Source organism: Klebsiella sp. X13 (genome assembly GCF_003323835.1).
In the GTDB taxonomy this organism is placed as follows: Bacteria; Pseudomonadota; Gammaproteobacteria; order Enterobacterales; family Enterobacteriaceae; genus Klebsiella; species Klebsiella ornithinolytica.
This window is the reverse complement of the sequence record NZ_CP030874.1, coordinates 777634-802043: the sequence shown is the minus strand read 5'-3', so window position 1 is coordinate 802043 and position 24410 is coordinate 777634. Positions and strand designations below refer to the sequence as shown.

Annotated in this window: 20 protein-coding genes, 1 tRNA gene and 1 pseudogene; 10 read left to right on the top strand and 12 right to left on the bottom strand. The window is 54.7% G+C overall.

The features are described from left to right. Genes citF through DSD31_RS03910 form a run of 6 tightly spaced genes read right to left on the bottom strand, consistent with a single transcriptional unit; the run spans nucleotide 1 to nucleotide 5986 of the window. Complete coding sequence (gene citF / locus DSD31_RS03935) at nucleotides 1-1518, bottom strand: citrate lyase subunit alpha (protein WP_032718241.1); 1518 nt, start codon at nucleotides 1516-1518, stop codon at nucleotides 1-3. A gap of 10 nt (nucleotides 1519-1528) precedes the next feature. Then, on the bottom strand, nucleotides 1529-2404 hold the full coding sequence (gene citE, locus DSD31_RS03930) for a citrate (pro-3S)-lyase subunit beta (RefSeq protein WP_004867558.1): 876 nt from the start codon (nucleotides 2402-2404) through the stop codon (nucleotides 1529-1531). Next, complete coding sequence (gene citD, locus DSD31_RS03925) at nucleotides 2404-2694, bottom strand: citrate lyase acyl carrier protein (protein ID WP_113990841.1); 291 nt, start codon at nucleotides 2692-2694, stop codon at nucleotides 2404-2406. Before citD ends, citE begins: the two co-directional genes overlap by 1 nt. 16 nt (nucleotides 2695-2710) lie before the next feature. Then, on the bottom strand, nucleotides 2711-3730 hold the full coding sequence (gene citC, locus DSD31_RS03920; RefSeq protein ID WP_032718242.1) for a [citrate (pro-3S)-lyase] ligase: 1020 nt from the start codon (nucleotides 3728-3730) through the stop codon (nucleotides 2711-2713). 13 nt (nucleotides 3731-3743) lie between these two features. Then, complete coding sequence (locus tag DSD31_RS03915; RefSeq protein WP_004867566.1) at nucleotides 3744-4607, bottom strand: fumarylacetoacetate hydrolase family protein; 864 nt, start codon at nucleotides 4605-4607, stop codon at nucleotides 3744-3746. A 17-nt stretch (nucleotides 4608-4624) separates the two neighbouring features. Continuing rightward, nucleotides 4625-5986, bottom strand: a complete 1362-nt coding sequence (locus DSD31_RS03910; RefSeq protein WP_104896466.1) for a 2-hydroxycarboxylate transporter family protein — start codon at nucleotides 5984-5986, stop codon at nucleotides 4625-4627. A gap of 347 nt (nucleotides 5987-6333) precedes the next feature. Between DSD31_RS03910 and DSD31_RS03905 the strand changes: the two genes are divergently transcribed. Together DSD31_RS03905 and DSD31_RS03900 are read left to right on the top strand one after the other, a co-directional pair. After that, a complete protein-coding gene (locus DSD31_RS03905) occupies nucleotides 6334-7977 on the top strand; it encodes an ATP-binding protein (protein ID WP_113990840.1) in 1644 nt (547 codons plus the stop codon). After that, a complete protein-coding gene (locus DSD31_RS03900) occupies nucleotides 7967-8659 on the top strand; it encodes a response regulator (RefSeq protein ID WP_015585738.1) in 693 nt (230 codons plus the stop codon). Before DSD31_RS03905 ends, DSD31_RS03900 begins: the two co-directional genes overlap by 11 nt. A gap of 46 nt (nucleotides 8660-8705) precedes the next feature. Here DSD31_RS03900 and DSD31_RS03895 read toward each other — a convergent pair whose 3' ends face one another. Then, nucleotides 8706-10862 (bottom strand): ornithine decarboxylase, encoded by a 2157-nt coding sequence (locus tag DSD31_RS03895; protein ID WP_004867574.1) that lies wholly within the window; start codon nucleotides 10860-10862, stop codon nucleotides 8706-8708. Between the two features lie 437 nt (nucleotides 10863-11299). On the opposite strand from DSD31_RS03895, the gene DSD31_RS03885 reads away from it, so the two are divergent. After that, nucleotides 11300-12013: a DUF554 domain-containing protein gene (locus tag DSD31_RS03885; protein WP_069476430.1), complete on the top strand. Its 714-nt coding sequence runs from the start codon at nucleotides 11300-11302 to the stop codon at nucleotides 12011-12013. 105 nt (nucleotides 12014-12118) lie between these two features. Next, a tRNA-Phe gene (locus tag DSD31_RS03880) sits at nucleotides 12119-12194 on the top strand. Between the two features lie 255 nt (nucleotides 12195-12449). On the opposite strand, the gene DSD31_RS03875 is transcribed toward DSD31_RS03880, so the two are convergent. From DSD31_RS03875 to DSD31_RS26375, 5 genes are read right to left on the bottom strand one after another with little or no spacing between them, the layout of a single operon-like run. Then, nucleotides 12450-13217 (bottom strand): dimethyl sulfoxide reductase anchor subunit family protein, encoded by a 768-nt coding sequence (locus DSD31_RS03875; RefSeq protein WP_048023381.1) that lies wholly within the window; start codon nucleotides 13215-13217, stop codon nucleotides 12450-12452. After that, nucleotides 13217-13774: a 4Fe-4S dicluster domain-containing protein gene (locus DSD31_RS03870; RefSeq protein WP_048023379.1), complete on the bottom strand. Its 558-nt coding sequence runs from the start codon at nucleotides 13772-13774 to the stop codon at nucleotides 13217-13219. Before DSD31_RS03870 ends, DSD31_RS03875 begins: the two co-directional genes overlap by 1 nt. Beyond that, nucleotides 13771-16047: a molybdopterin-dependent oxidoreductase gene (locus DSD31_RS03865; protein ID WP_075808223.1), complete on the bottom strand. Its 2277-nt coding sequence runs from the start codon at nucleotides 16045-16047 to the stop codon at nucleotides 13771-13773. Before DSD31_RS03865 ends, DSD31_RS03870 begins: the two co-directional genes overlap by 4 nt. Further along, entirely contained in the window at nucleotides 16037-16597 is a 561-nt protein-coding gene (locus DSD31_RS03860; protein ID WP_048023375.1) for a TorD/DmsD family molecular chaperone, read from the bottom strand. Before DSD31_RS03860 ends, DSD31_RS03865 begins: the two co-directional genes overlap by 11 nt. Before the next feature lie 44 nt (nucleotides 16598-16641). Continuing rightward, nucleotides 16642-16968, bottom strand: a complete 327-nt coding sequence (locus tag DSD31_RS26375; RefSeq protein WP_071359776.1) for a hypothetical protein — start codon at nucleotides 16966-16968, stop codon at nucleotides 16642-16644. A 1307-nt stretch (nucleotides 16969-18275) separates the two neighbouring features. Between DSD31_RS26375 and DSD31_RS03850 the strand changes: the two genes are divergently transcribed. From DSD31_RS03850 to DSD31_RS03825, 6 genes and pseudogenes are all read left to right on the top strand, one after another. Continuing rightward, on the top strand, nucleotides 18276-18878 hold the full coding sequence (locus DSD31_RS03850) for a helix-turn-helix domain-containing protein (protein ID WP_004867594.1): 603 nt from the start codon (nucleotides 18276-18278) through the stop codon (nucleotides 18876-18878). A 51-nt stretch (nucleotides 18879-18929) separates the two neighbouring features. After that, a complete protein-coding gene (locus DSD31_RS03845; protein WP_004867599.1) occupies nucleotides 18930-19514 on the top strand; it encodes a fimbrial protein in 585 nt (194 codons plus the stop codon). A gap of 52 nt (nucleotides 19515-19566) precedes the next feature. Beyond that, nucleotides 19567-20246: pseudogene (locus DSD31_RS03840) on the top strand (fimbrial biogenesis chaperone). Nucleotides 20247-20258: 12 nt separating this feature from the next. After that, nucleotides 20259-22793, top strand: coding sequence for a fimbria/pilus outer membrane usher protein (locus DSD31_RS03835; protein ID WP_113990839.1), 2535 nt, complete (start codon nucleotides 20259-20261; stop codon nucleotides 22791-22793). Beyond that, nucleotides 22784-23302 carry a fimbrial protein gene (locus tag DSD31_RS03830; RefSeq protein ID WP_044349574.1) on the top strand — a complete coding sequence of 173 codons (519 nt, stop codon included), beginning with the start codon at nucleotides 22784-22786 and terminating at the stop codon, nucleotides 23300-23302. The genes DSD31_RS03835 and DSD31_RS03830 overlap by 10 nt, the downstream gene beginning before the upstream one ends. Then, nucleotides 23302-24312, top strand: a complete 1011-nt coding sequence (locus DSD31_RS03825; RefSeq protein WP_015585723.1) for a fimbrial protein — start codon at nucleotides 23302-23304, stop codon at nucleotides 24310-24312. The genes DSD31_RS03830 and DSD31_RS03825 overlap by 1 nt, the downstream gene beginning before the upstream one ends. Nucleotides 24313-24410 lie beyond the last annotated feature (98 nt).

The window sequence follows — 24410 nt, the reverse complement described above, 5'->3', positions numbered from 1 at the left end:
TTACTCCTTAACCTGGCGCACGGTATCAATCACCCGCCCGTCGCGGTAGCGAATGACGCCGACGATTTTGTCCGTGAATTCAATGGGTCTGGGGACCCCGCAGAGCGAGATAGCCCGCGCGTACAGCGCGTCGATATCGACGATGTTCATCCCGGCGGCAATCAGGCGCGCGCGGATCTCCGGTCGTGCCGGATTCACCGCAATGCCGTGGTCAGTGACCAGGACATCGATGCTTTCTCCCGGCGTTAGTCGCGTCGTCACCCGCTTCACTACCGTGGGAATGCGGCTACGCAGCAGCGGGGCGACGACAATAGTCAGGTTTGCCGCTGCCGCCACATCACAGTGACCGCCGGACGCCCCGCGCATGACGCCGTCGGAACCGGTAATCACGTTAACGTTGAAATCGACGTCGATTTCCAGCGCGCTGAGAATAGCCACGTCGAGCTGGTCACAGCTCGCCGCCTTGCTGCCCGGGTTGGCATAGACGTTGGTGGAGATCTCCACATGATGAGGGTTGCGCGCCAGCGAAGCGGCCGCCTGACCGTCGAAGCACTGCGTATCGAGCAGCTTTTCAATCAGTCCTTTCTCATGCAGATCCACCAGACTGCCGGTAATCCCCCCCAGCGCAAAACGGGCTTTCACGCCGCTACGCTCCATCTTCTCTTCCATAAAGCGGGTGCAGGCGGTGGCCGCCGCACCGGAGCCGGTCTGCATCGAAAAACCGTCCCTGAAGTACCCGGAGTGCTCAATCACATCTGCCGCATAGCGGGCGATCATCAGTTCACGCGGGTTACTGGTGACGCGCGCCGCGCCGACGCTGATCTTCGCCGGGTCGCCCACGCTATCCACCTGCACGATGTAATCCACCTGATCCTGCATCAGGCTCGCGGGCATATTGGGGAAAGGCACCAGTTCTTCAGTCAGCAGCACCACCCGTCGGGCAAAGTGCGCATCGACCATCGCATAGCCGAGCGAACCGCAGCAGGAGCGCCCGTGGGTGCCGTTGGCATTGCCGAACTCATCGCTGCACGGCACACCGAGAAACGCGACGTCAATGTTCAGCTCGCCATCCTGTAATAATTTCACTCGCCCGCCGTGGGAATGGATCTGCACCGGCTCATCCATCACTCCGTGGGAGATAGCCTCCGCCAGTTTCCCGCGCATCCCTGAGGTATAAATGCGACGAATCACCCCGCTCTGGATATGTTCGATAAGAGCATCGTTGCAGGTCATCAAGGAGCTGGAAGCCAACGTCAGGCCTTTAAAACCCATTTGCGCCAGCTTCGCCACCACGCTGTTAATCACCCGATCGCCTTCACGGAAGGCATGGTGAAAGGAGATAGTCATTCCGTCCTGCAGGCCGCTGCGCACCACCGCCTCCTCGAGGGATTCACACAGCTTACGGCGATGCTTTTCCTCTACGTCGGCCAGCCAGGGCGTCGCGCTGAGGGCAGAATCAAACGGTTTTAAATCCCGCAGATGGGGGAAGGTCGCATGGAGAAGTTCTGTCTGGTTCATTGTTTTATCCTTAACGGCGGACGCCGGAGGCGGCCGCGCGTTCCAGCACTCTCTGTGCGTGGTTAATAATCGGGGCGTCGACCATTTTGCCGTTGAGCGAGACCACGCCCAGGCCATTGCGTTCCCCCTCCTGCGCGGCCTCAATCACTAACTGCGCGTGTTCAACCTCCTGCCGGGTTGGCGCATACGCATTGTGCAGCAGGTCAATCTGACGCGGGTTAATCAACGATTTGCCGTTAAAGCCCATTTTGCGAATCAACTCGACTTCGCGCAGGAATCCGGCTTCGTCGTTCACGTCTGACCACACCACGTCGAAGGCATCGATGCCGGCTGCCCGCGCGGCATGCAGTACCGCACAGCGGGCGTAGAACAGTTCGGTACCATCGCTGCGCTCGGTCTGCATATCCATCACATAATCAAAGGCCGCCAGCGCAATACCAATCAGCCGCGGGGAACGGCGAGCAATAGCCACGGCGTTAATGACGCCAACGGCCGACTCAATCGCCGCCATGATGCGGGTGGACCCCACTTCACGCCCGCAGTCGCGCTCGATGCGCACCAGGTGGCTTTCCAGTTCGTCGATATCTTCCGGAGTATCGGTTTTCGGCAATCGGATCACGTCCACGCCAGCTCGCACGGCGGCTTCCAGATCCAGCAAGCCAAACGGCGTGCTCAGCGGGTTAATGCGCACCACGGTTTCGATATCCTGATACATCGGGTGCTGGAGCGCATGCCAGACCAGCAGGCGCGCGCTGTCTTTCTCGCGCAGCGCCACCGCGTCCTCAAGATCGAACATGATCGAATCGGGACGGTAGATAAAGGCGGTAGAGAGCATCGCTGCGTTAGCGCCCGGCAGGAATAACATGCTACGACGGAGCCTGTTCATCACAGCGTCCTCCAGTCGATATGCGGTTCATCGGCAGCGCGCAGCACCGCGCTTTGCAGGCGCGCGCGAATGACGCAATCCAGCGCGCCTTTGTCTTCGATGATAATCAACCCCTGCCGCACCGCCATCGCGTGCAGCGTTTCCTCAACCACCTGATGAATCTGCTCGCCAAACTGCTTTATCACTTCACTGTGGATGACAATCTCCAGCTCGCCGTCGGCGGGGGCGATTTTCACCATCAGGTCGCTGGACTCCTGCGTACCGGCCAGCGCCTCCCTTACAATTTTCATGATCGTTTCCTGATAATTAAGCGACTTCCGCGCTGTAGTGCGCTTCGAGATGCGCGAAAGTGGATTCCGGGACAATGTCCCGAATACGAGAATACTGTTCTGTCTTAAGTAAACGACGGACTTCCGAGGCCGAAATGGCGCTTCCCCCAACCTTAATACGGGTCATCTCCTCAACGTTGATACGACCCGCCAGCAGTTCATGCAGCGTCTGGTTGTACTGACGGGTGATATCGCAAAACGGCTCGGAGCCGATAAAACGATGGGTAATGCCGAGAGACGGCGCGATGTAGTCGCGAAAGATCAGCACGTCGATTTCACTCCACGCCTGCTGCACTTTTCCGCTCTCTTTCAGGAAGTAGGCCGGAAAAGTGGCGCGCGAGATGATGTACTGCGAGCCCTCGTGCACGGAGACATTCGCCAGATGCGCCACTCCGGCCCGTACCATCTCCAGACGCGCGGCGAACGGAAAGAATGAGGCGTCTTCACGTACCACAAACAGATGCAGCCAGTCGCAGCGTGCCGCCGCGTGTTCCACCAGATGGCGGTGGCCAAGCGTGAACGGATTCGCATTCATGACAATCGCCCCGATATCCTTGCCGGGCCGGCGCTCACCGCGCAGCGAACGGCAGTAGCGCGTAATGCCCTGCGGCGTGTTCTCCATCAATACCGCGTTATTGCCACTGCGGGCGACAGGCCAGAAGCCGCTGCGGGAAAAGCGCTCCTCGTTACAGGGCCGGGTGCAGAGGAAGAGATGAAAATGGCCGCGCGCGAGGGCGACGTTTTCCACTTCCGCCAGCAGCCGCGCGCTGAGATTCACACCGCGCAGCTGCTCATCGACCGCCACGCATTTGATAACGTTGGCGGCCAGCCCCGCGCAGCCCACCAGCTGCTCTCCGGACCAGGCCTCAACGAACAGCGTGATATCGTTGTCCATCCCCAGACCGCTGTCCGTCAGCAGGTAACGAATCCGGCTCAGACGTTCCGGGTGTTGGGCCACTTCCGTGAAGCGAAAGTCGATAGCGGGTTGCGAGTCCATCATCACGCCTTACTCAATGTGCCGTCGTCAGCGTGCTGGCTGGCGCTTCCATGATCACATTGCTGAGATGGCCAATATGCTCAATCTCAACCTCAATGCGATCGCCCTCCTGCATAAACAGCGGCGGGTTCCGCTTTTTCCCCACTCCACCCGGCGATCCGGTGATGATCACATCGCCCGGGCTTAAGCGGGTGAAGGTGCTGATGTACTCGATCAGCTCCGCTACCTTGTGGATCATGCTGCTGGTGTTGTCATCCTGAACCATCCGGCCGTTCAGCCAGGTGCGGATCGTCAGCTGATGCGGATCCGGGATCTCATCCGCGGTCGCCATCCACGGGCCGAATGCGCCGGTCTGCCGCCAGTTTTTCCCCGCGGTAAACCAGCTGTGCTGCCAGTCGCGTGCGGATCCATCCATGTAGCAGCTGTAGCCAGCAACGTGGCGCAGCGCCTCCTCGCGACGGATGTTTTCGCCGCCTTTGCCGATAATCACCGCCAGTTCGCCTTCGTAGTCAAATTCGCGGGAATGGCGCGGTTTCAACACCGGCGCGTTGTGCGCCGTCTGAGAATCGGCAAAGCGGACAAACAGAGTCGGCGCCGGATTGTGCTGATCGAACTCTTTGCGCTTTTCGGCATAGTTCATACCCACGCAGAGGATCTTTTCCGGCTGTTCAATCACCGGCAAAAAGGTCACGCCCGCCATGGGCACATCCACCGCGTCGTCGAGATAGCGGCTGGCTTCAGCCAGGCCGTTACCCTGCAGCAGCGCCTTGAGGTCGCCGTAGCGATCGCCAAGACGACGACCTAAATCAATCATCCCTTCGGCTTTGACGATGCCGAAGCTGCGAATGTCCTGATAGATAAAGCTTGCGAGTTTCATTGTTGTTTCCTGAAAACTTAAACAAGGAAGTTGCCGAGAATCAGCAGCGAGACCGAGACATTAATTGCGCCGCCGATACGAGTGGCAATCTGGGCGAATGGCATCAGGCTCATACGATTGCCGGCGGTCAGAATCGCCACATCACCGGTGCCGCCCTGTCCGCTCTGGCAGCAGGAGACGATGGCGACATCAATCGGATGCATGCCAATCTTTTTGCCGACGAAGAAACCGGTCGCCACCAGCGCAGAGACGGTGCTGATAATCACCAGCAGGTTGCTGACGGTGAAAGCAGCGACCAGTTCGTGCCACGGGGTGATCGCGACGCCAACGGCAAACAGGATGGGATAGGTCACAGAAGTCTGGAAGAATTTGTAGACCACCTGAGAACCTTCAAGGATGCGCGGGGAGACGCCGTTAAACAGTTTCACCAGCACCGCCATGAACAGCATGCCGACCGGTGCAGGCAGACCAATCAGCTTGTGGCCCAGCATCCCCAGCATATACAGCAGTACCGCCAGCAGCGCGCCGGAAGCGATGGTAGTAACGTCGACTTTTCCGGAGAAGGCCGGCTGGGGGGCCGTTTCATCGGTATTCGCGCGGTTTGGCATCAGCTGGCCTTCACCGGTCAGGTGCGGATAGCGTTTGCCGAGTTGGTTCAGACAGCCGGAGATGATAATGGCGGTGAGGCCGCCCAGCATCACCATCGGCAGGACGCGTCCCAGCGCCACGCCCTGATCCATATGCAGCAACGTCGCATAGCCGATCGACAGCGGGATCGCGCCTTCGCCCACGCCGCCCGCCATGATCGGCAGTATGATAAAGAAGAAGATCTGGAACGGTTCGAGGCCGAGCGCCAGCCCCACCCCCATGCCGACGATCATGCCGACAATTTCACCGCACAGCATCGGGAAGAAGATGCGCAGGAAGCCCTGAATCAGCACGGTGCGGTTCATGCTCATGATACTGCCGACAATAATGCAGCAGATGTAGAGATAGAGAATATTGGTGGATTTGTAGAATTTGGTGGTGGACTCCACCACCACATCCGGCAGCAGGCCGTAGTAGACTAGCGCCGAAGGGATGAACGTCGCGCAAATCGCCGCCGCGCCGAGCTTGCCGACGATCGGCAGACGTTTGCCGAATTCGCCGCAGGCAAAACCAAAAAACGCCAGCGTGGCGACCATCACCACGATATCACTCGGTAACTTCCCCCCCAGACAGTCGATGGCGATAAGCAGTCCGGCAAGAACAAACAGCGGTAAAGGAATAATCCCTACTTTCCAGCTATCCATAATATGCCACCAGCGCTCTTTGAGCGAAGGTTTGTGAATATCAATTGGGTCCTGGGTAACAGAGAAAGAATCGTCAGTTGTGCTCATTATTAAGCCCCTTGGTTATTTTGTGCAGGCAGCTTAATGTGCCCAAAGCAGACTTAATGTGAGGATCAGCATATTAAAACCGAAACTTTAATGGATGCTATGGTTTTAATGGTTTCTTTTATTTAATGTGATTCATAGTTTATTTATTGGCGTGGTTTTTATGGTTTATTTTCTAAAACGAACAAACAAATAACATTTATTAACGTAAATTTAAGATCTGCTGCGGCAGCAATATTTTCCTTATGCAGAGCGCTTGTGCAAAGGATCACAAGTTTCCGGCAAAGCAGATGCCAGCCGGAAAAAAGATGATATATTAGCCACTTCCATTGATACCCAGCGTGATAGCGATGAAAGTGTCATTTCAAATAAAGCTGTTCATTTCACTGACGGCCTTTTTCTCAGTACTCTTCGTGCTGTTGGGAGGCTATTATTATATTGATGTCGAAAAACAGCTGTATATGGAAATGAGTACGCGGGCAAAAATACAAGCAGAAGAGATCGCCATCATCCCTGTATTACGGGAAAATGTCGCCAGAAAGGATATTAGCGCAATCACTCATTTCATGCATAAAATAGCGGCACGCAGTGACGCCAGTTTTATTGTCGTCGGCGATAATCAGGGTCGTCATTTGTTTCATTCGGCGTTCGCCGACCGGGTCGGCACTCTGCTCGTGGGTGGTGATAACGAGGAGGTGCTGAAGGGCAAAACCACCACCACCATTCGCCAGGGAGGTCTGGGGATTTCGCTGCGCAGCAAAGCCCCGATATTCAGCGAGGACGGCCAGGTGGTGGGTATTGTCTCCGTGGGCTATCTCACCAGCTATCTCGACACCATTACCGTCAGTAAAGCCGTCAATATTCTGCTCGCTGCCGTTTTGCTGCTCGTGGCCCTGTTCGTGTTTTCATGGTTTTTTACCCGCAGCATTAAGAAGCAGATTTTCTCGCTGGAGCCGCGTGAAATCGGTCTGCTGGTGCGCCAGCAAAAGGCGATGATGGAGTCGATCTACGAAGGGGTGATCGCTATCGATGACCATCTGCGGATCGAGGTGATCAACCAGGCGGCGCGGAAGCTGCTGGGCCTGAATCAGCCCGCCCGACAGCTGCGCGGACAGCCGATCGGCCAGGTGATCGCCCCCGTCCCCTTCTTCTCACCGCAAACGATGCTGCAACGGGACACGCATGATGAGATCTGTCGGTTCAACGATCTGACGGTGATCGCCAGCCGCGTACGGATCATGCTGGAGGACTCGCTGCAGGGCTGGGTGATAACTTTCCGCGATCGCAATGAGATAGACACCCTCAGCGCTCAGCTCAGCCAGGTGAAACGCTACGTCGACAATCTGCGCATCATGCGCCATGAGCAGCTCAACCGCATGACCACGCTCTCCGGCCTGCTGCATATGGGGCGCTATGAGGAAGCCATTCACTATATTCAGGCCCAGTCAGAACACGCCCAGGAGCTGCTGGACTTTATCTCGTCGCGCTTTCATTCGCCAACGCTGTGCGGTCTGCTGTTAGGCAAGGCCTCCCGCGCCCGCGAAAAAGGGGTGCAACTGAGCTTCGATCCGGCCTGCCGGATGGCGAGCCCCTTCGCACCGCTTGCCGAAGCAGAGCTGATTTCTATTATCGGCAACCTGCTGGATAACGCCATTGAAGCGACGCAGCGCGCGCCGCTGCCGCACGAGCCGGTAGAGGTGCTGATCAAGCTGAATGCGCAAGAGCTGATCGTCGAAGTGGCCGATCGGGGGGTCGGCATTACGCCGGCCTTGCGCGAGCGGATATTTGAGCGCGGCATCACCACCAAAACCTGCGGCGACCACGGCATCGGACTGTACCTGATCGACAGCTATGTCAGCCAGGCTGGCGGGACGATCGAGGTCGCCGACAATATACCCCGCGGCGCGATTTTTTCACTGTTTATTCCCGCCACGGGAAGCGCCTGGTGCCCGGAACAGGAACTGGAACTGGAAGAGACCGACTATGCAACATGAACTTATCGATGTACTGATCGTGGAAGACGAGCACGCGTTGGCGCTGCTGCATGCGGAGCTGATTGGCAAACATCCGGGCCTGCGGCTGGTGGGCATTGCGTCATCTCTGGCTGACGCGCAGACGCAAATTGAGAGTAAGCGACCGCAGCTGGTGCTGCTGGATAATTACCTGCCGGACGGGAAAGGGATTACGCTTATCGGCAATGCGATGCTGGCAGGTACCCACTGTTCGGTCATCTTTATCACCGCCGCCAGCGATATGGATACCTGTAGCCTGGCGATCCGCAACGGCGCGTTCGACTACATTCTCAAGCCGGTATCGTGGAAGCGTCTTAACCAGTCACTTGAGCGCTTTATGCAGTTCGCTGAACAACAGCGGGTGTGGAAGATTGTCGATCAGCAAAACGTGGACTCCCTGTATCAACTGCAGGCGAAAAACTACCGTCAGGATAACGGCAGCAAAGGCATAGAGGGGAATACGCTGGCGCGGGTACAAAATCTCTTTAGCCACCATACGCTGCACTGCTTTTCGGTGGACGAAGTCGCGAGCGCGACGGGACTGAGTAAAACCACCGCCCGCCGCTATCTGGAACACTGCGTGGAGAGCGGTTTTCTCAGCGTGGAGATGCAATACGGTAAAATTGGCCATCCGCGCAGAATGTACAGACATAGCGCGGGCTGAGCCACCGCATTCCCTCTCCCGACACACTGCGGGAGAGGGTCCGGTATTAAGAAAGGCGCATAGCCGCCTGGTTCAGGACATAGCCGTACAGCCGCTTGATGCCGTCAGAATCCGTCTCGCTATATACTCCCTGCAGCTCGGGTGAAAAACCGGGCAGCATGTTGACGCCCTCTTCCAGCGCCAGGAAATAGCGCAGCACCGCCCCGCCCCAGACTTCTCCCGGGACCACGCACAGCACGCCCGGCGGATACGGCAGCGCCCCTTCAGCGGCGACCCGGCCTTCGGCCTCGCTTAACCGCACCAGCTCAACGTTGCCGCGAATAAACTCGCGGTTGGCATCCTGGGGGTTCATCACCACGCGCGGGAAGCTGTGCTTACGAAACATCTCTTTTTGCAGATCCTTCACGTCAAAGCTGACATACAGGTCATGCATCTCCTGGCACAGCTCGCGGAGGGTGTAATCGCGATAGCGAACCGGATATTTGTTATAGATAGTCGGCAGTACGTCGGCCAGCGGCGTGTCGGCTTCGATATGCTGTTCAAACTGCGCCAGCATCGCCACCAGGCGGGCCATTTTTTCCGCACTCTCGGCCGGGGTGAGCAGGAACAGGATCGAATTCAGGTCGCATTTCTCCGGCACAATGCCGTTCTCACGCAGGTAGTGCGCCAGAATGGTCGCCGGGATACCAAACCCGGTATATTCGCCGCTTTCGGCATCAATGCCCGGGGTAGTCAGCAGCAATTTACACGGGTCGACAAAGTACTGCTCGCTGGCATAACCGTCAAAACCGTGCCAGCGGGCGCCCGGTTCAAAACTGAAGAAACGCCGCTCGCGGGCAATCGTCTCGGTAGGATAATCCTGCCACGGGCGACCCGCCACAACCGGCGGAATAAACGGCTGAATCATTTTGCAACTGGCGATAATCGCCTTGCGCGCTTCAATCCCCTGCACCACGCACTCCGCCCACAGCCGGCGGCCGCTCTCTCCTTCGTGGATTTTGGCGTTCACGTCCAGCGCCGCAAATAGCGGGTAAAACGGGCTGGTGGAAGCGTGTAGCATAAAGGCATTATTCAGCCGCTTATGCGGGCAGAATCGCGCCTGCCCGCGCAGGTGGTTATCTTTTTTGTGGATCTGCGACGTTTGCGAGAACCCCGCCTGCTGCTTATGCACCGACTGGGTAACAAAAATGCCCGGATCGTTTTCATTCAGATCCAGCAGCAGCGGCGAGCAGTCGGCCATCATCGGAATAAACTGTTCATAGCCGACCCACGCGGAATCAAACAGAATGTAGTCGCACAGGCCGCCAATTTTATCCACCACCTGACGGGCGTTGTAGACCGTCCCGTCGTAGGTGCCCAGCTGAATGACCGCCAGGCGGAACGGCCGTGGCGCATCGGCTTTTTCCGGCGCCACTTCCCGAATCAGATTACGCAGGTAGTGTTCATCAAAGCAGTGGTCATCGATACCGCCGATAAAGCCAAACGGATTTCGCGATGCTTCGAGATAGACCGGCGTGGCCCCCGCCTGAATCAGCGCGCCGTGGTGGTTAGATTTATGGTTGTTGCGGTCGAACAACACCAGGTCGCCGCGCGTCAGCAGCGCGTTGCTGACCACTTTATTCGCCGCCGAGGTGCCGTTGAGGACAAAATAGGTTTTGTCGGCATTGAAAACCTTCGCCGCGAACTTCTGCGCATGTTTCGCCGAGCCTTCGTGGATCAGCAGGTCCCCAAGCTTCACATCGGCATTGCACATATCGGCGCGGAAAACGTTCTCGCCAAAGAAGTCAAAAAACTGGCGGCCCGCCGGGTGTTTTTTAAAGAAAGCACCGTGCTGATGCCCCGGACAGGCAAAGGTGCTGTTGTCCATCTCGACGTACTGCGTCAGGGTATTGAAGAACGGCGGGAGCAGGTTCTCTTCATAGCTGCAGGCAGCGGCTTCCAGTTCGAGCCACTCCTGCTCCTTCCCGCCGATGATCGCCGTCACGCCGTCTGGCTTTGCCATGTCGCTATCGGTCAGCAGATAGACCGGCAGGTTAAAGCCGCTGCGTTTAAGCAGAGAGAGGATGCCGCTGCGGCTGTCCGCTGCGGTAATGACGACTGCCGCCACATCGGTAAAATCAGTACTGTCCAGCGCCACCACGCGACGGTGGGTAGAGAGATGAGAGACCAGCGCGTGGCTGGCGGCAATGTGCATTGATTTCATTAGCGCGAATACCCGTTTCCGGAGAGTAAAAGGCTTCAGGCAAGGCGCTGATGCCTTGCCCAACGAAATGTCAGGGTCCGACTGGATTCCAGCTCCGACCGCCAGACATCAGTAAAAGCAGACCGGGTCCGATCTTACTGTTGTCCTGCAGTGAGCATGCGCTGCCTTCACCGCATGGGGGGCAGGGAATCAGAATGCAGAGTAGCAAGATGAGACGGCTTACGCATCTGCGCGCAGCGGCAATGCTGATGTACGGATGGGGTGATCATCGGCGGCCTCATCGTTGAAGAGAAGAAAATTCGCGCAATAATGTCACCTTTGACATAGCTGCGCAAGATGAAATCGGTATGCAAACAGGCGACGGATTTGCAGGCCTTTACCCTGCTTTCGGGTCATAATGATGCCGTTGTCAGGGATAATGAACAGGAGCACTGCTAATGGTGACAGGACCTTTTATTAATGCCGGCGCGGTCCTTTTAGGCGGCGTACTGGGCGCGCTGTTAAGCCAACGATTGCCGGAGCGGATTCGGACATCGATGACCTCTATTTTTGGTCTGGCCTCATTGGGGATTGGTATCCTGCTGGTCGTGAAATGCGCCAACCTGCCGGTGATGGTACTCTCCACGCTGGTCGGCACGCTGCTTGGCGAAGCCTGCAATATGGAAAAAGGCACCAATACTCTGGTCAGTAAGCTTCAGCAGTGGCTCACGCCAGCGGGCAAAAAAAAGGCGCAGTTGAATACGTCGTTTATTCAGAGCTATGTCGCCATTATTGTTCTGTTCTGCGCCAGCGGCACCGGGATTTTCGGCGCCATGCGTGAAGGGATGACCGGCGATGCCAGCATACTGATCGCCAAAGCCTTTCTCGACTTTTTCACCGCCACGATTTTCGCCTGCACGCTGGGATTTGCCGTTTCAGCTATCTGCGTACCGATGCTGCTGATCCAGCTCACGCTGGCGGCCTGCGCATCGCTGATCATGCCGCTCACCACGCCGATGATGATGGCCGACTTCAGCGCCGTCGGCGGCATGCTGCTGCTGGCGACCGGGCTGCGCATCTGCGGAATTAAGATGTTTGCGGTGGTTAACATGCTACCAGCCCTGCTTCTGGCGATGCCGATTTCAGCGGCCTGGACGCTTTTTTTCACCTGAAAACGGGTGCTTTTAATTCAAACTGGTGATAGATTGTGCAGTCTGCATCGATTTAAATAAATTTCGTTGACGAAGCGAGGCGAATCGGTTTTAATGCGCCCCGTTGCCCGGATAGCTCAGTCGGTAGAGCAGGGGATTGAAAATCCCCGTGTCCTTGGTTCGATTCCGAGTCCGGGCACCACTTATTTAAAGAAACCAGCCTGAGGGCTGGTTTTTTGCTTTCTGCAATACGGACTCTCCATCGAACTTCGTTCGATTATTCGCGGCACGCCGCTCACCCCTTCGGGGCCAGCGCCGAATGGAGATATAACTAACATCGCGGTGTATTAATCAACGGAGAGCAAGTCAGGGGGATAGTCAGGCCATACCATACAAACCATCCCCCTCTGCCGGGAAAAGTCCGACAGGGCTGGTGATAGTCACCAACTGTCGGTTATCAGTACAAGTGACCAATATTGACGATTGTACTTACCGTGTCGCCAAAGAAAGTCATTCTGCTCAGTATCATGCCAACAAACAGCAGCACAAACACCGTTTTTGCCGGCCCTTCTCCACGCCAGCTCACCAACAGAGCCACGACAAGGCACAGCAAACCCACAAGATATGCTGGTGATGTCAGCCATGCGTGCGCAGTCATCTGCATCACGGCTCCTCCACTCAGCCAAATCAATGGTGCGGCAATCAACACAGCCAGACAAACCAGAATACCCTGGCGCAACGCAGCCAACGCAGTGCCAGCGGTCAACAAAGGCAGCACCGCGCAGCCCATCACCCAGACGGTAATAAAGAACAGCAGCATGGTTACACCACTGGCGGTCGCGACCATTGCTGGCGCGGCATAAGTCATCCCCTGCACCGCCACCAGTACCACGCCCAGCAGAGATGTGATAACAGCAGAAACCTTATTCCCTTTAGTCAGGAAAGTAACGCCCGTCGCAGCGCCATACAGCGTCGCGCCAAGAATTTCCCGGCTCAGCCACGCATGTTTCAGATTGCGCAATGCGTCATACGCACGATCGGGATGCGCCAGATGTAAGACTGCCGCAATGGACGCCACGGCCAGCACCAACCCTGTCACCAGCCAGTGCATGCGTGTTGTAATCAGCGTACCGCGCAGCGTTCCCCAGGTCAGCAGTAACGCCATACCCACCGACATCTGACTGAGCACCGTAAAAATGACCAACGGGAGTTCATAATGTTCCATTATTTGACCTCCGGCTGCTGAGGCTGACGGGCCAGAATAAAGCGCGTGCCCGGATTGAGTTTCGGCATATGTGGATACCCCGGCGGATACTGAACGGCGTTTTTTGGCAACGGATCGGTATCCAGATCGATAAGCGTCAATGCCCCTACAGGGCAGGCATTGACGCAGGCTGGCTGCATACCGATATCCAGACGTTCGTAACACATACTGCATTTTTCCGCTTTTTGCGTCTCTTCGTTGAAGCGAGGCGCACCGTACGGACAGTTGCGAATACAGTTTTTACAGCCAATGCAGTGCTCGGGATTGTGTACCACAATACCATCTTCACGACGCGTATAGGCCTCTACCGGGCATGCAGTGACGCAAGCCGGATGCTCACAGTGGTTACATGCCAGTGAGTAAAAAGCGCGTTCTTCATGTGGATAAATTTCTCTATCTAACGGATAGACATAGCGCCAGAAACGTTCAGGCTCCAGCTGGTTGAAGCTTTTGCAGGCCATCGCGCAGCCACGGCAGCCGATACACTTATCGCTGTTGACTAAAAATGCACGCCTCATGCTGCTACTCCTTTGTCTGTCGCATGGGAAATATCCACAAACTGGCTATGAATAGCGGCACCTGGCGCGCCGGTTGCCATTTTCCCCATGTCCGCAGGGGTATCCATCACCACGTTTTGTACGTTGTAACTCAGCTTGTTAAACCAGGATTCGTACATCACCAGGAAGTCTTCAGGGACATTGGTGGTAATTTTTGCTCTCAGCTCAACGTCGCCTGCGGCATTAAACACTCTTACTTTGTCACCTTCCGCAATCCCTTTCTTGCTCGCCGCCAGCGGATGCATATAGACAAACGGCTCTGGCCAGAAGGTTTGCATCCAGTCGAGATTAACAAATTGCGAATGCAGGCCGTATTGCAGATGGGGGGTAAACAGATGAAATGGCAACTCGCTTTTCGCGGGTTCTTTATACTCCGGCAGTGCCGTATGACCATTGGCAACACAGCGTTCTGACTTGAACTCATATTTGCCGGACGGGGTTTTGAATTTGCGATCGTACCAGGCTGCCGTGCTCGGCATTTTTGCTTTATGCGGCCCTGCGAGCAGATCTTCCCAGTTACGGATACCAAACTGTGTGGCCAGCTCATCGTTGAACTCTTCGTCCAGCCATTTCTTCGGGTTAAATTCCTGCGGGAAGGTGCAGGAGCCGGGTTCGATTTTATTGATGGCGGCAGAGAGTAACGCCGCAATTTCCGGGTCGCTTTTACACTCGTAGAGCGGCTTAATGGCCGGTTCGTTGACCGACAACCAGTAGTGCCAGTACGACGAACAGACATCCCACTGCTCAAAGGTGGTCGTCACGGGTAACACGATATCCGCATGCTGGACGGTTTCATTGAAGAACTGATCCACTACCACCACCATCTCCAGCTTAGCGAACGCTTTTTCCATCTTGTTGCGGTCGAAATCCTGCGCGAATGGGTTCTTTGACGCCACCCACAGCAGGCGAACGGGTGGTTCGGAGGCATCAAGAATGCCCTGCGCCGTCTGGTTGATGTTCAGCGCGCGATCGGAATATTCACTCTCCTCTGCGCTATCGCTGACAAACTCGCCGACCGGGCCGCCAGCACCTTTTATGCCGATAGATCCGGCAGGTGGTTTGTGCGACATCAGCGCATAGTTGAATCCCCAGGTTTGCAGATGACCGTAACGTACGCCGCCTCCTTCCAGACCGATGTTGCCGGTCATCGCCACAAAGGCGTCAATTGCGCGGACATTTACGCCTCCATTCACATGCCGCTGCATCCCGTAGCCAATCCACACTGTCGAAGGCTTAGCCCTTGTAAACTCTTCCGCCAGAGTACGAATCACGTCCGCGGATAGCCCACAAATTTCCGCTGCCCACTCAACGGTCACCTGCTGACGCAGGTACGCTTCAAATTCGGTATAGCCGTGTGAATAGTTATTAACGAAATCCCGATCTACCAGCCCGTTATCAAGCAGATAGCGGCACATGCCGAGCGCCAACGCGCCATCTGAGCCAGGGCGTATACGCAGATATAAATCGGCTTTTGCCGCAGTTTGGGTTAACAGTGGGTCGATGACGACCACTTTCGCCCCCTTCTCCCGTGCCTGATAGATGTACTTCATGCTGTGCATAGCGCACCAGGCGGGGTTTGCTCCCCAGATGATGATGTACTTTGCCTTCACAAAATCTTCCGGATCGTTGCACCACATATCGCCCATGTCATAGTTCTGCGCATCAATTCCGGCAGGCCAGCAGGGGGTGCCGGCGAATCGCGTAGTGTATCCAAGTGATGACATCATTCCTTCCACGGCATAGCCCATCACCCCAAGGTTGCCGGAATACTTCGACAGCGCCAGCCCAAGCATTGAGCCGTCTTTCTTTTTGATTTCCAACATTTTGTGAGCGATTTTTTGCATCGCTTCATCCCAGGAAATACGTCGCCAGTTGCCGCTACCACGGCCATCCTGAATCATCGGATATTTGATGCGATCGGGGCTGTATACGCGACGTGGATAGGTCAGTCCTTTCACGCAGGGCGCACCGCTGGTGTAGGTGGATTCCGTCGCGCCGTCCACGAAAGTGATCACCTCGTCCTTGACCCACGTTTTCAGGCTGCAGGTGTCGTAACAGTTGCGCGGGCAGGCATTGCGATAAACATCATACGTTTTCGGATTAAAGGGGATCGGAGGCTGAGCAAACGCGCAGCGTGAAGAGAGAAGCCCTCCTGGTAGAACGGTGAGGGTTCCGGCTGCAATTAATCCTTTAATAAAGGAACGTCGATTTAGATTATTTGGCTCATTGCTCATAGCATACTCTCGTTTTTAATTCGTCAAACCAATGTGATAATTCCAACGCAGCCTTACGCATCAGCGCTGTACTGGCGTTATTTGTTATTTTCTCGATAAATACAGGCACCCACAGCGTTAAGTGCTGTGAGAAAAACCGCTGCAGGAAAGGTAAAAATCCAGCATTTCTCCTTACATTCATTAACAGCAGAACAACTAATTCCAGTTCATAAGAAATATGATCGTCAGGAGTATTTTCATCACGATTTACCTTTACTCCCAAAGTCTGCATCAATTCACGAACATCCAGCGTAGTAGCCCTCAGAACCAATGGCTCATCGCCAAGATAAACGGAGGCATATGGAGGAGCCAGAAGGGCCGAAGGGCCGACAAACAAACGGTTGAAATCATACTCAACCTCAAGCCATTGTTTTGCATTCAGCTCCGTTGGCGAAAAAGAGAGTTCAGACCAATTCTGTTTAAGATAGTGACTCTCGCCATAAGCAAAAAAGTTGCGGAACAGCAAACCCGTCTTTTCAAAAGGCATCAGTGATTCATGCATATCAACCATAAAAACCCGCCATTACATTCATTTGAAAATATAACTACAAAGAGTTAAATTCTAAGAGTTCGAGAATAGTTATTTCTTTGACTCAGAAACGAAAGCCAGAAGATAAAATTCTGATTTTCCTTATTCTGTAATCTGTGTAACAAAATGACGCGAACGTCTGTAACAGGCATAATGCAAATGAGATTCAGTTTAATAAGAGTCAGCCTCGCAGACTTTCTGCGCAGAAAGATTAAGCCGGAGAATCGATATCGAATATCAGTTGCAAAACCGGTCATCCCCAGTCCCATACCACTCCCCTGGTCGGCCTGCGCACCAAAAGTAGCCAGACCCGACGCCAGTACCAGAGCAGAAAAAACGTTATTCAGTTTCATAAAACAATCCTTTTAATTTAACGAAAGACTTAATTGCTATTAATAAATCGCCAGAAACCTCTCACTTTATTCACATTCAATTGTCAGAAAACACTCCCTGTCAGTATTTCAGACATACTGCTCCCTGCCCGCAAAATATGCATGCAAATAAATACCCGAAAGATGCTAACAAACCAAAAACCACTTATCCCGATTTACTAATAAGACACTACATCTAAAATCACATCACCAGTCGAGAATCTGGCCCAGGGTTAAAATACAAACTCAGGCTCTCACTTTGCTGACAATTGAAATTATCGTTCAATCTTATGAACCTGCAAGACTAAAAAACCTCCTGTTCAGACACTAAACCGCTCTATTACGGTATCAGTTCGCTTCTTTTTTCAGCATCAGATGATGTACTCATCGGTAAAACAAACAGGGACAGGCCAGCCATATTCAGAAACAGTGGCGAGCACAGGAATAAATGGGCTAACGACAGGTTTCCCTCCGTTTATCAATGATGCTGCCCGGTTATTATCGTCTGACAGAACATCAAGTCGGGATCAGGTCAAAGAAAACAATATCGACACGGCGATACCTGAAATATGCGGAGAAGACAATGAAAGGGCAGAGAGGGTTGACAAACAACAAATACCTGATAATTCGTGCTGATATAACATAGCGGGTGATATGCAGTGACGGTGAATTTCGCAATCGGTTTAAATACCCGGAGCAGTCTAACACCGACATCTGGTTATTTTAAAATTGGCGCATAAAGATGCCCTGCGCCAGACTGACGCAGGCCTTTTTGTTCTTATTTTTTCTTAAGTCGCTTCTTAAGTAGATTCAGATCGTACAAAAAACAGCCACACTGGTCAGTCAGTCCAAGCCTTCAGGTCCGCACATCGCAAATGCCCGTCAGGACAATATAAAACAAATTAAATCAATAAATTGATTTCATACTCTTTTCAATGCCGCCCGGTGAAAACCGTCATAAGGGTCGATGTCAGCGGGCGTCCGGTATCAGAAACCAGACTTTCGGACTGCCGCAGACTAACTTTGCTCCAACCCAACACCGTTCAACGTCACACGTTCCGCAGCACAGTATCATTGTCGTGACAGCTAAAAAGTGAGACGGACGCGTTCCATAGAGCACATTGATAGATCAAGACTCATTCATAATTAAAATAAATTAAGATTAATTCAGATTACCTTACTTTCCCTGCGGGTATAGTGACAGTTAAACGAAATCATAAAGCCACGACGAAGGTGATATCAGCCATACCGATACAACGGCACCTCATGATGATCAGTTAAGGAACAACATGGCGAATAAACTTGAATTAAAAAGCAATTATAACATTGCCTTAATAGGAGGTGACCGCTTTGCCCGTTGTGGCATCGTCACATTATTACAAGGTATTACTCCTGATATTCGGATAGAAACGTCCGATAGTGATTATTCGCTACTTGATAACCTCTTAACAACGACCTCGATAGATATTCTCTTTGTCTCCGGCGCTGAAAAATATCATGCCGGATTTGATTGCCTGAGCTACATCAAAAAAATCAAGGCGAATTATCCGGAGGTATTTGTCTGTATGTATTCTACCCCGGCGAACTCTTTGCTGTGGGTACATGGTGAAATTGACGCCTATATCTCGCTACAGGATCCGATTTATCACTGGCGAGCCAACTTATTAAAAATGGTGGATAGCCGCTATCGACCGAAAACCAAACCCGTGGCGTTATCACTGACACCAGGCGAATGGCGAGTATTAAAAAAAATTCGCAATGGCCTGGATATACGTTACATCGCCGAACTCGAGAAGCTTTCATATCGCCGTGTCAGCGCCTTAAAAAACTCAGCGATAAGAAAACTAGGTCTCAGAAATAAGACGGACCTGCTGGTCTTTTTAACCAGCTAACCCCGTCATTTCAGATACCGTCCCTTAATAGCAAACTATGGAATCAAGATAATGAAGACTCGTGTAAATAATAAAATGTTGCTGACATTAGGCGTTGCAGCTTTGCTGCCATTCGGCTCAGCGCTGGCAGCAGGCACCAGCGGGGGCACCGTCAACTTCAACGGCAGCGTCGTCACTTCTGCCTGCGCCATCAGCGCCAACAGTGCCAATATTGACGTCAATCTGGGGGAAGTCCGTACCGCTACGCTCGCCGCTGCCGGTAGCGAAGCCAGCACGGCAAAAGCCTTCTCCATCGTTCTTGAGGATTGCGAAATCGCCGATACCTCCGCCTCAACGGAAGAGAACCCTATCCCGGCCACCACCGTTGCAGTGACCTTTACCGGCACGCCGGACAACGCCGATGCCGATAGCCTGGCCGTCGGTTCTAACGGCAGCAGCGCATCCGCGCAAAATGTCGCCATTCGTCTGTATGACGAACAGGGGAACGTCGTGAGACTGGGTGAAGCCGCAGCGCCTGTCGTCTTGCGTAGTGGCTCAAACACCCTGAACTTCAGCGCGAAATACTATTCGCCGCAGGGTAATGCCACTGCGGGCGATGCCAGCGCCGTTGCGACCTATACCGTGACCTATTCGTAATCTTCTGGCCTGGTCAGAAGGCCAGGCCCGACTCACTATCAGGAGAGGCACTATGCGCTCATTAACATGGATTTGTCTGGCCGCCGCGCTGTGTTCATCGGCAGCGCATGCAGGCGGAGTGGGGTTGGGCGCAACGCGAATGGTTTACTCAGGCGCCACCACCCAGTCGATGCTGCAAATCAGGAATACCCACCCCGATTCGTCCTTCCTTATCCAGTCGTGGATCGAGAATGAACAAGGGAGCCGCTCGAATGATTTTATCATCACGCCTCCGCTGTATGTTTTAAAGCCCGCGTCCGAAAGCGCGGTGAAAATGATGTTCAACGGCAAATCGCTGCCGCAGGACCGGGAACGCTCTACTGGATGACGGTCAAAGCGATTCCGCAGCAGAGTCACAATACGTCCGGCAACTCTCTGCAATTTGCTTCGGCAAACCGTATAAAAGTCTTTTACCGCCCGGCAGGCCTCATCGGCGATGTTAACGAGGCGTGGAAAAAAATAACCGCCCACTATCGCGCCGGAAAAGTCACGCTCAATAACACAACGCCGTATTACCTCACCACCATCAATTTAAAAATCGACGGCAAGCCTGTTCAACCGGTAATGGTGCCGCCAAAGGCAAGCATAACCCTGGCGGAGTCGTTCGCTCGGGCAAGTACAGCAAGCTACCAGACCATCAATGATTATGGCGCCTGGACGCCCATCAACAGCGTGTCGCTAACTCAAAAATAAAGGTATGACCGTGTGAAAGCAAAAACCGTTTGCGCCATGGCCATGGTCCATGCCGTGGTCATACAGCATGTCGCCGCCGCAGAGAGTGATTTGCAGTTTAATCCTGCTTTCCTCAGCGGTGAGAACGAGAACATCGCCGATCTCTCATGGGTTAATGCGCGAAATGCGTTACCGCCCGGCGAGTACAATATTAATGTTTATATTAATAACAATTACGCTTTCACCGGCAACGTGAAGTTCAGCATCAACCGGAGCAAGGGGCAAGACGAAGCCCTGCCCTGCGTCACGCCAGCGCAAATAGCTGCGCTGGGTATCGATAGCCGTCAGGCCAAAGACGAAGCGCTGCCGCTGGCCCGGCCATGCTATTTTTTAGACGCGCTCTTCCCGGGCGCCCGCTTTGATTTCGACCAGAAAACGCTCGCCCTCAGTTTCAGCCTGCCGCAGAGCGTTATGCGTAATCTGCCAAGGGGCTATGTCAGCCAGGAAAGCTGGGAGTATGGTATCCACGCCGCGTGGATGAACTATATCGTCAACGGTTCCAGGAATGAGTTTCGCGGCGACACGCGGATCCGCGATCGCCAGCTCTTCGCCAGCCTGAACAGCGGCGTGAACCTCGGGGCGTGGCGGCTGCGCGATTACACCACGTGGACTAAACAGAGCAATAAGCTTACCCACGTGCAAACCTGGCTCCAACGGGATATCCCCGCTCTGAGCGCTCAGGCCTACGTCGGAGAGACCTACACTTCCGCACAACTTTTTGATGCCGTAGGCCTGCGCGGCGTAACGCTGAAAACAGATGACAATATGCTGCCCGCCAGCCTGAGTGGGTACGCGCCGGAAGTTCGCGGTATCGCACGGAGTAATGCCACCGTAACCGTACGGCAGAACGGTAACATTATTTATCAGACAAACGTCCCCGCCGGGGCCTTCATCCTGAAAGATCTCTACCCCACTTCATCGGGCGGCGATTTATCCGTGACCATTCAGGAGAGCGACGGCAGCAAAACCCAGTACACCGTTCCGTTTGCCAGCGTACCGAACCTGGTACGTTCCGGACAGCTGAAGTATGCCTTCAATGCCGGGAAGTTTCGTCCCGTCGGCAATCAGGACTCCCCGTCGTTCGCCCAAAGCGAACTATTTTACGGCTGGCAGCACGGCCTCACTTTTTACGGCGGCGCGCAGCTGTCTGCAAACTATCGCGGGCTGGCGCTCGGCGTAGGGCAAAATCTCGGGCGCTTTGGCGCCTACTCGCTGGATGTCACTCACGCGAACAGCAGGCTGGCGAACGAGCGTCGCTACAGCGGAGATTCCCTGCGCCTGCGATACGGCAAACGGCTCAACGACTTTGGCACGCGCTTTAATTTCTATTCGCTGCGCTATTCTACTCAGGGGTTCTATACCCTCAGCGATACGGCCTACAAAGGGATGAAGGGCGGTGTAGCAAAACAGGTAGTCGAGGCTGACGGTAGCGTCACTACCCGTTATGAGAATCTTTATAACCTGCATCTGTTGCGCAAAGCGAAAAACCAGCTGCTGCTGTCGCAGCCGATGGGCGGATTCGGCTCGCTCTCGCTGTCATGGGATCAGCAAACCTACTGGCATACCCCTGACAAGACGCAAAGCATACAGTTGGCGTGGAATGCCATGTTCCGTCATGTCGCCGTTGGCGTCAGTTTTCAACGCAGCGGCAACCTGTTCGCTAACCAGAATGAAAATATCTTCGCCCTGTCGCTCTCCGTCCCTTTTGGCACGCCACAGCTGGCGACCCGCGCACGCTTCACCACCACGCATGCCGGCTCAACGGGGGCGAGCAATAGCGCTGGCCTCAGCGGCTACCTGCCCGGTATGGAGAATGTGTTCTATAGCGTCAATCAGCGTTACAGCGCGCAGCAACAGTACGGCGCCGATACCGCCTTACAGTACGCAGGTCCATGGGGAGACTACAACATGGGCTATAGCTACTCCCGCGACTCGCGCAACCTGAGCTACGGCATGAGCGGCGGCGCGGTTCTTCATGAAGATGGTCTGACGCTGAGCCAGCCGCTGGGAAACACCAATATTCTGATCAAAGCGCCGGGGGCCGGCAACGTGTCGGTGCTCAACCATAAAGGCATCAAAACCGATAGCCGAGGCTATGCGGTGATCCCCTATGCCACGCCGTATCGCGTCAATCAGGTGGCGCTGGATGTCACTACCGCCGGAAATGACGTTGAGCTGGAGAACGCCATCGTCAGCAAAACGCCGACCGATGGCGCGTTGGTGCGGGCCACTATGGTCACGCGCCAGGGGGCTAAAGCCCTGTTCGTCATTCGTCGCCACCATGAGGTGCTACCGTTTGGCGCCGTGGTATCGCTTGCCGATGAGCAAACCAGCAGTATCGTTGGCGATGCCGGCAGCCTGTATCTGCCGGGCTTGCCTCTTGAAGGCACGCTGCACGCCGTCTGGGGACAGGAAAGCGGCAAAAGCTGCAGCGTTAAATATCGTCTGCGTCAGCAGGACTATAACCCCCGCACCGGCCTCTATTCACAGGAGGTGATATGCCAGTAACAACCCGCCTGCCCGCTATCGCGCTGTTTGTTGTCCTGACTGTCCCCGCTTACGGCTATGACGTTCTGGTCTCGGTGAGCGGTCATTTAATCGGCAATACCTGCATCGTCTCCGCGGATTCCAAAGAACAGAGCGTTCCGCTGGGCACCATCGGTATTAAGCAGTTTCGCGAAGCGGGTGCGGTGAGCAATATCAAAAGCGCCTTCACATTAAAACTGGAAGAGTGCGGCCCCACCTTTACCGGAGCGAAGATCCGCTTTAGCGGCACGCCGGACGAACTCAACCCGCAGCTGATTAAGGTCGCAGACGGCGGCGCAACCGGAGTCGCGGTACAAATCCTCGATAAAGACGGCATTCAGGTGCCGCTGGAAAGCCAAACCACGGCCTACGGTATCTCGGGAGATGAAAGCGTACAGATGACCTTTTATGCGCGACTGGTGGCCACGGGGGCCGCCGTCAATACCGGAGAAGTGTCAGCCTTCGCCACCTGGACTACGGAGTATCAATGATGCGTTTTTTACTGCTTATCGGCTGGCTGTGCGCCAGTACACACGTTTTTGCCCTGAACTGGAAATCCGATATTACGCTCTCTCCGCAGCCGATGACCTATACCGGCCCTGCCGATTCCGTCGTCCCTGGCAACATCATCGGCTCGACGTGGATCGCCACGGTCAGCGTGCAACAGGTGTTCTGGTGCGGATATATTTTTACCTGTAGCAAAGGCACGCTCGAACCGAGCAGCAGCGCGGTTCTCGCCGGACTCTCGGTCAACGTTGATGGCGCAAACTACACCGTTTTTGCAACCGGGGTTCCCGGAATCGGCTATATTCTTGGCCTGAAAGATTTCAACGGCTCGACCTACATACCGTTACAGAACGGGGTGACCCAAAGTTATCCCGCCGAGGGCACCAGCGGCATGGCGTTTGATTTAGGCTGGTCGGCGAAGCTGACCTACATCAAAACCGATAGTGCGCTGAAAACGGGCGTCTACGCCATCCCGACCATTAATGCCGCCATCCTGACGGCGTATAACAACGAAACCAAAACCGCTCAGGTGATCATTGACCCGACCACCGTGACGGTGACGGCCAGCGGCTGTACGGTCGGCACAGACAGCGCCAGTGTCGAACTGGGTACCCTTGATGTACGTACGCTACCCGACGTGGGCGATACCTCGCCGTCAGGCGCATTTAACGTCAGCCTCACCTGCGACGAACAGGTGGCGCTCTATGCGGTAATGACGGATCAGACGACGCCATCAAACACCTCCTCCACCGTGACCCTGACCGGCGACTCCACCGCCTCCGGGGTGGGGGTTCAGTTCTTTTACAACGGCAGCGGTCCGCTGATGATGGGGCCAGACAGCTCAGCGTCGGGCACCACCAATCAGTTCTTTATCGAGACCACCACGGCAGTGCAGGCGCTCTCTTTGCCCTTTCAGGCGCGCTACGTTCGTACCGGTCCTCTGGTACCAGGCTCCGCCAATGCCCTAGCGAGTATTACCTTTTCCTACCAGTGAGCGGTCCGCCCACTATGCGTGGTGAGTAAAACGATAAGCGTGAACGCAAAGGTCCGGGACATCGCCCGGGCCCGTTTTTGCTCACCTCAGCGCACCTG

Bases quoted from the DNA above. Each gene is read 5' to 3' on its own strand.
- DSD31_RS03910 (WP_104896466.1), bottom strand. From the start codon at position 5,986: ATGAGCACAACTGACGATTCTTTCTCTGTTACCCAGGACCCAATTGAT.
- DSD31_RS26375 (WP_071359776.1), bottom strand. From the start codon at position 16,968: ATGAAACTGAATAACGTTTTTTCTGCTCTGGTACTGGCGTCGGGTCTG.
- DSD31_RS03825 (WP_015585723.1), top strand. From the start codon at position 23,302: ATGCGTTTTTTACTGCTTATCGGCTGGCTGTGCGCCAGTACACACGTT.
- DSD31_RS03895 (WP_004867574.1), bottom strand. From the start codon at position 10,862: ATGAAATCAATGCACATTGCCGCCAGCCACGCGCTGGTCTCTCATCTC.
- citD (WP_113990841.1), bottom strand. From the start codon at position 2,694: ATGAAAATTGTAAGGGAGGCGCTGGCCGGTACGCAGGAGTCCAGCGAC.
- DSD31_RS03865 (WP_075808223.1), bottom strand. From the start codon at position 16,047: ATGAGCAATGAGCCAAATAATCTAAATCGACGTTCCTTTATTAAAGGA.
- DSD31_RS03915 (WP_004867566.1), bottom strand. From the start codon at position 4,607: ATGAAACTCGCAAGCTTTATCTATCAGGACATTCGCAGCTTCGGCATC.
- citC (WP_032718242.1), bottom strand. From the start codon at position 3,730: ATGGACTCGCAACCCGCTATCGACTTTCGCTTCACGGAAGTGGCCCAA.
- DSD31_RS03885 (WP_069476430.1), top strand. From the start codon at position 11,300: ATGGTGACAGGACCTTTTATTAATGCCGGCGCGGTCCTTTTAGGCGGC.
- citF (WP_032718241.1), bottom strand. From the start codon at position 1,518: ATGAACCAGACAGAACTTCTCCATGCGACCTTCCCCCATCTGCGGGAT.
- DSD31_RS03830 (WP_044349574.1), top strand. From the start codon at position 22,784: ATGCCAGTAACAACCCGCCTGCCCGCTATCGCGCTGTTTGTTGTCCTG.
- DSD31_RS03850 (WP_004867594.1), top strand. From the start codon at position 18,276: ATGGCGAATAAACTTGAATTAAAAAGCAATTATAACATTGCCTTAATA.
- DSD31_RS03860 (WP_048023375.1), bottom strand. From the start codon at position 16,597: ATGGTTGATATGCATGAATCACTGATGCCTTTTGAAAAGACGGGTTTG.
- DSD31_RS03870 (WP_048023379.1), bottom strand. From the start codon at position 13,774: ATGAGGCGTGCATTTTTAGTCAACAGCGATAAGTGTATCGGCTGCCGT.
- DSD31_RS03900 (WP_015585738.1), top strand. From the start codon at position 7,967: ATGCAACATGAACTTATCGATGTACTGATCGTGGAAGACGAGCACGCG.
- citE (WP_004867558.1), bottom strand. From the start codon at position 2,404: ATGAACAGGCTCCGTCGTAGCATGTTATTCCTGCCGGGCGCTAACGCA.
- DSD31_RS03905 (WP_113990840.1), top strand. From the start codon at position 6,334: ATGAAAGTGTCATTTCAAATAAAGCTGTTCATTTCACTGACGGCCTTT.
- DSD31_RS03875 (WP_048023381.1), bottom strand. From the start codon at position 13,217: ATGGAACATTATGAACTCCCGTTGGTCATTTTTACGGTGCTCAGTCAG.
- DSD31_RS03845 (WP_004867599.1), top strand. From the start codon at position 18,930: ATGAAGACTCGTGTAAATAATAAAATGTTGCTGACATTAGGCGTTGCA.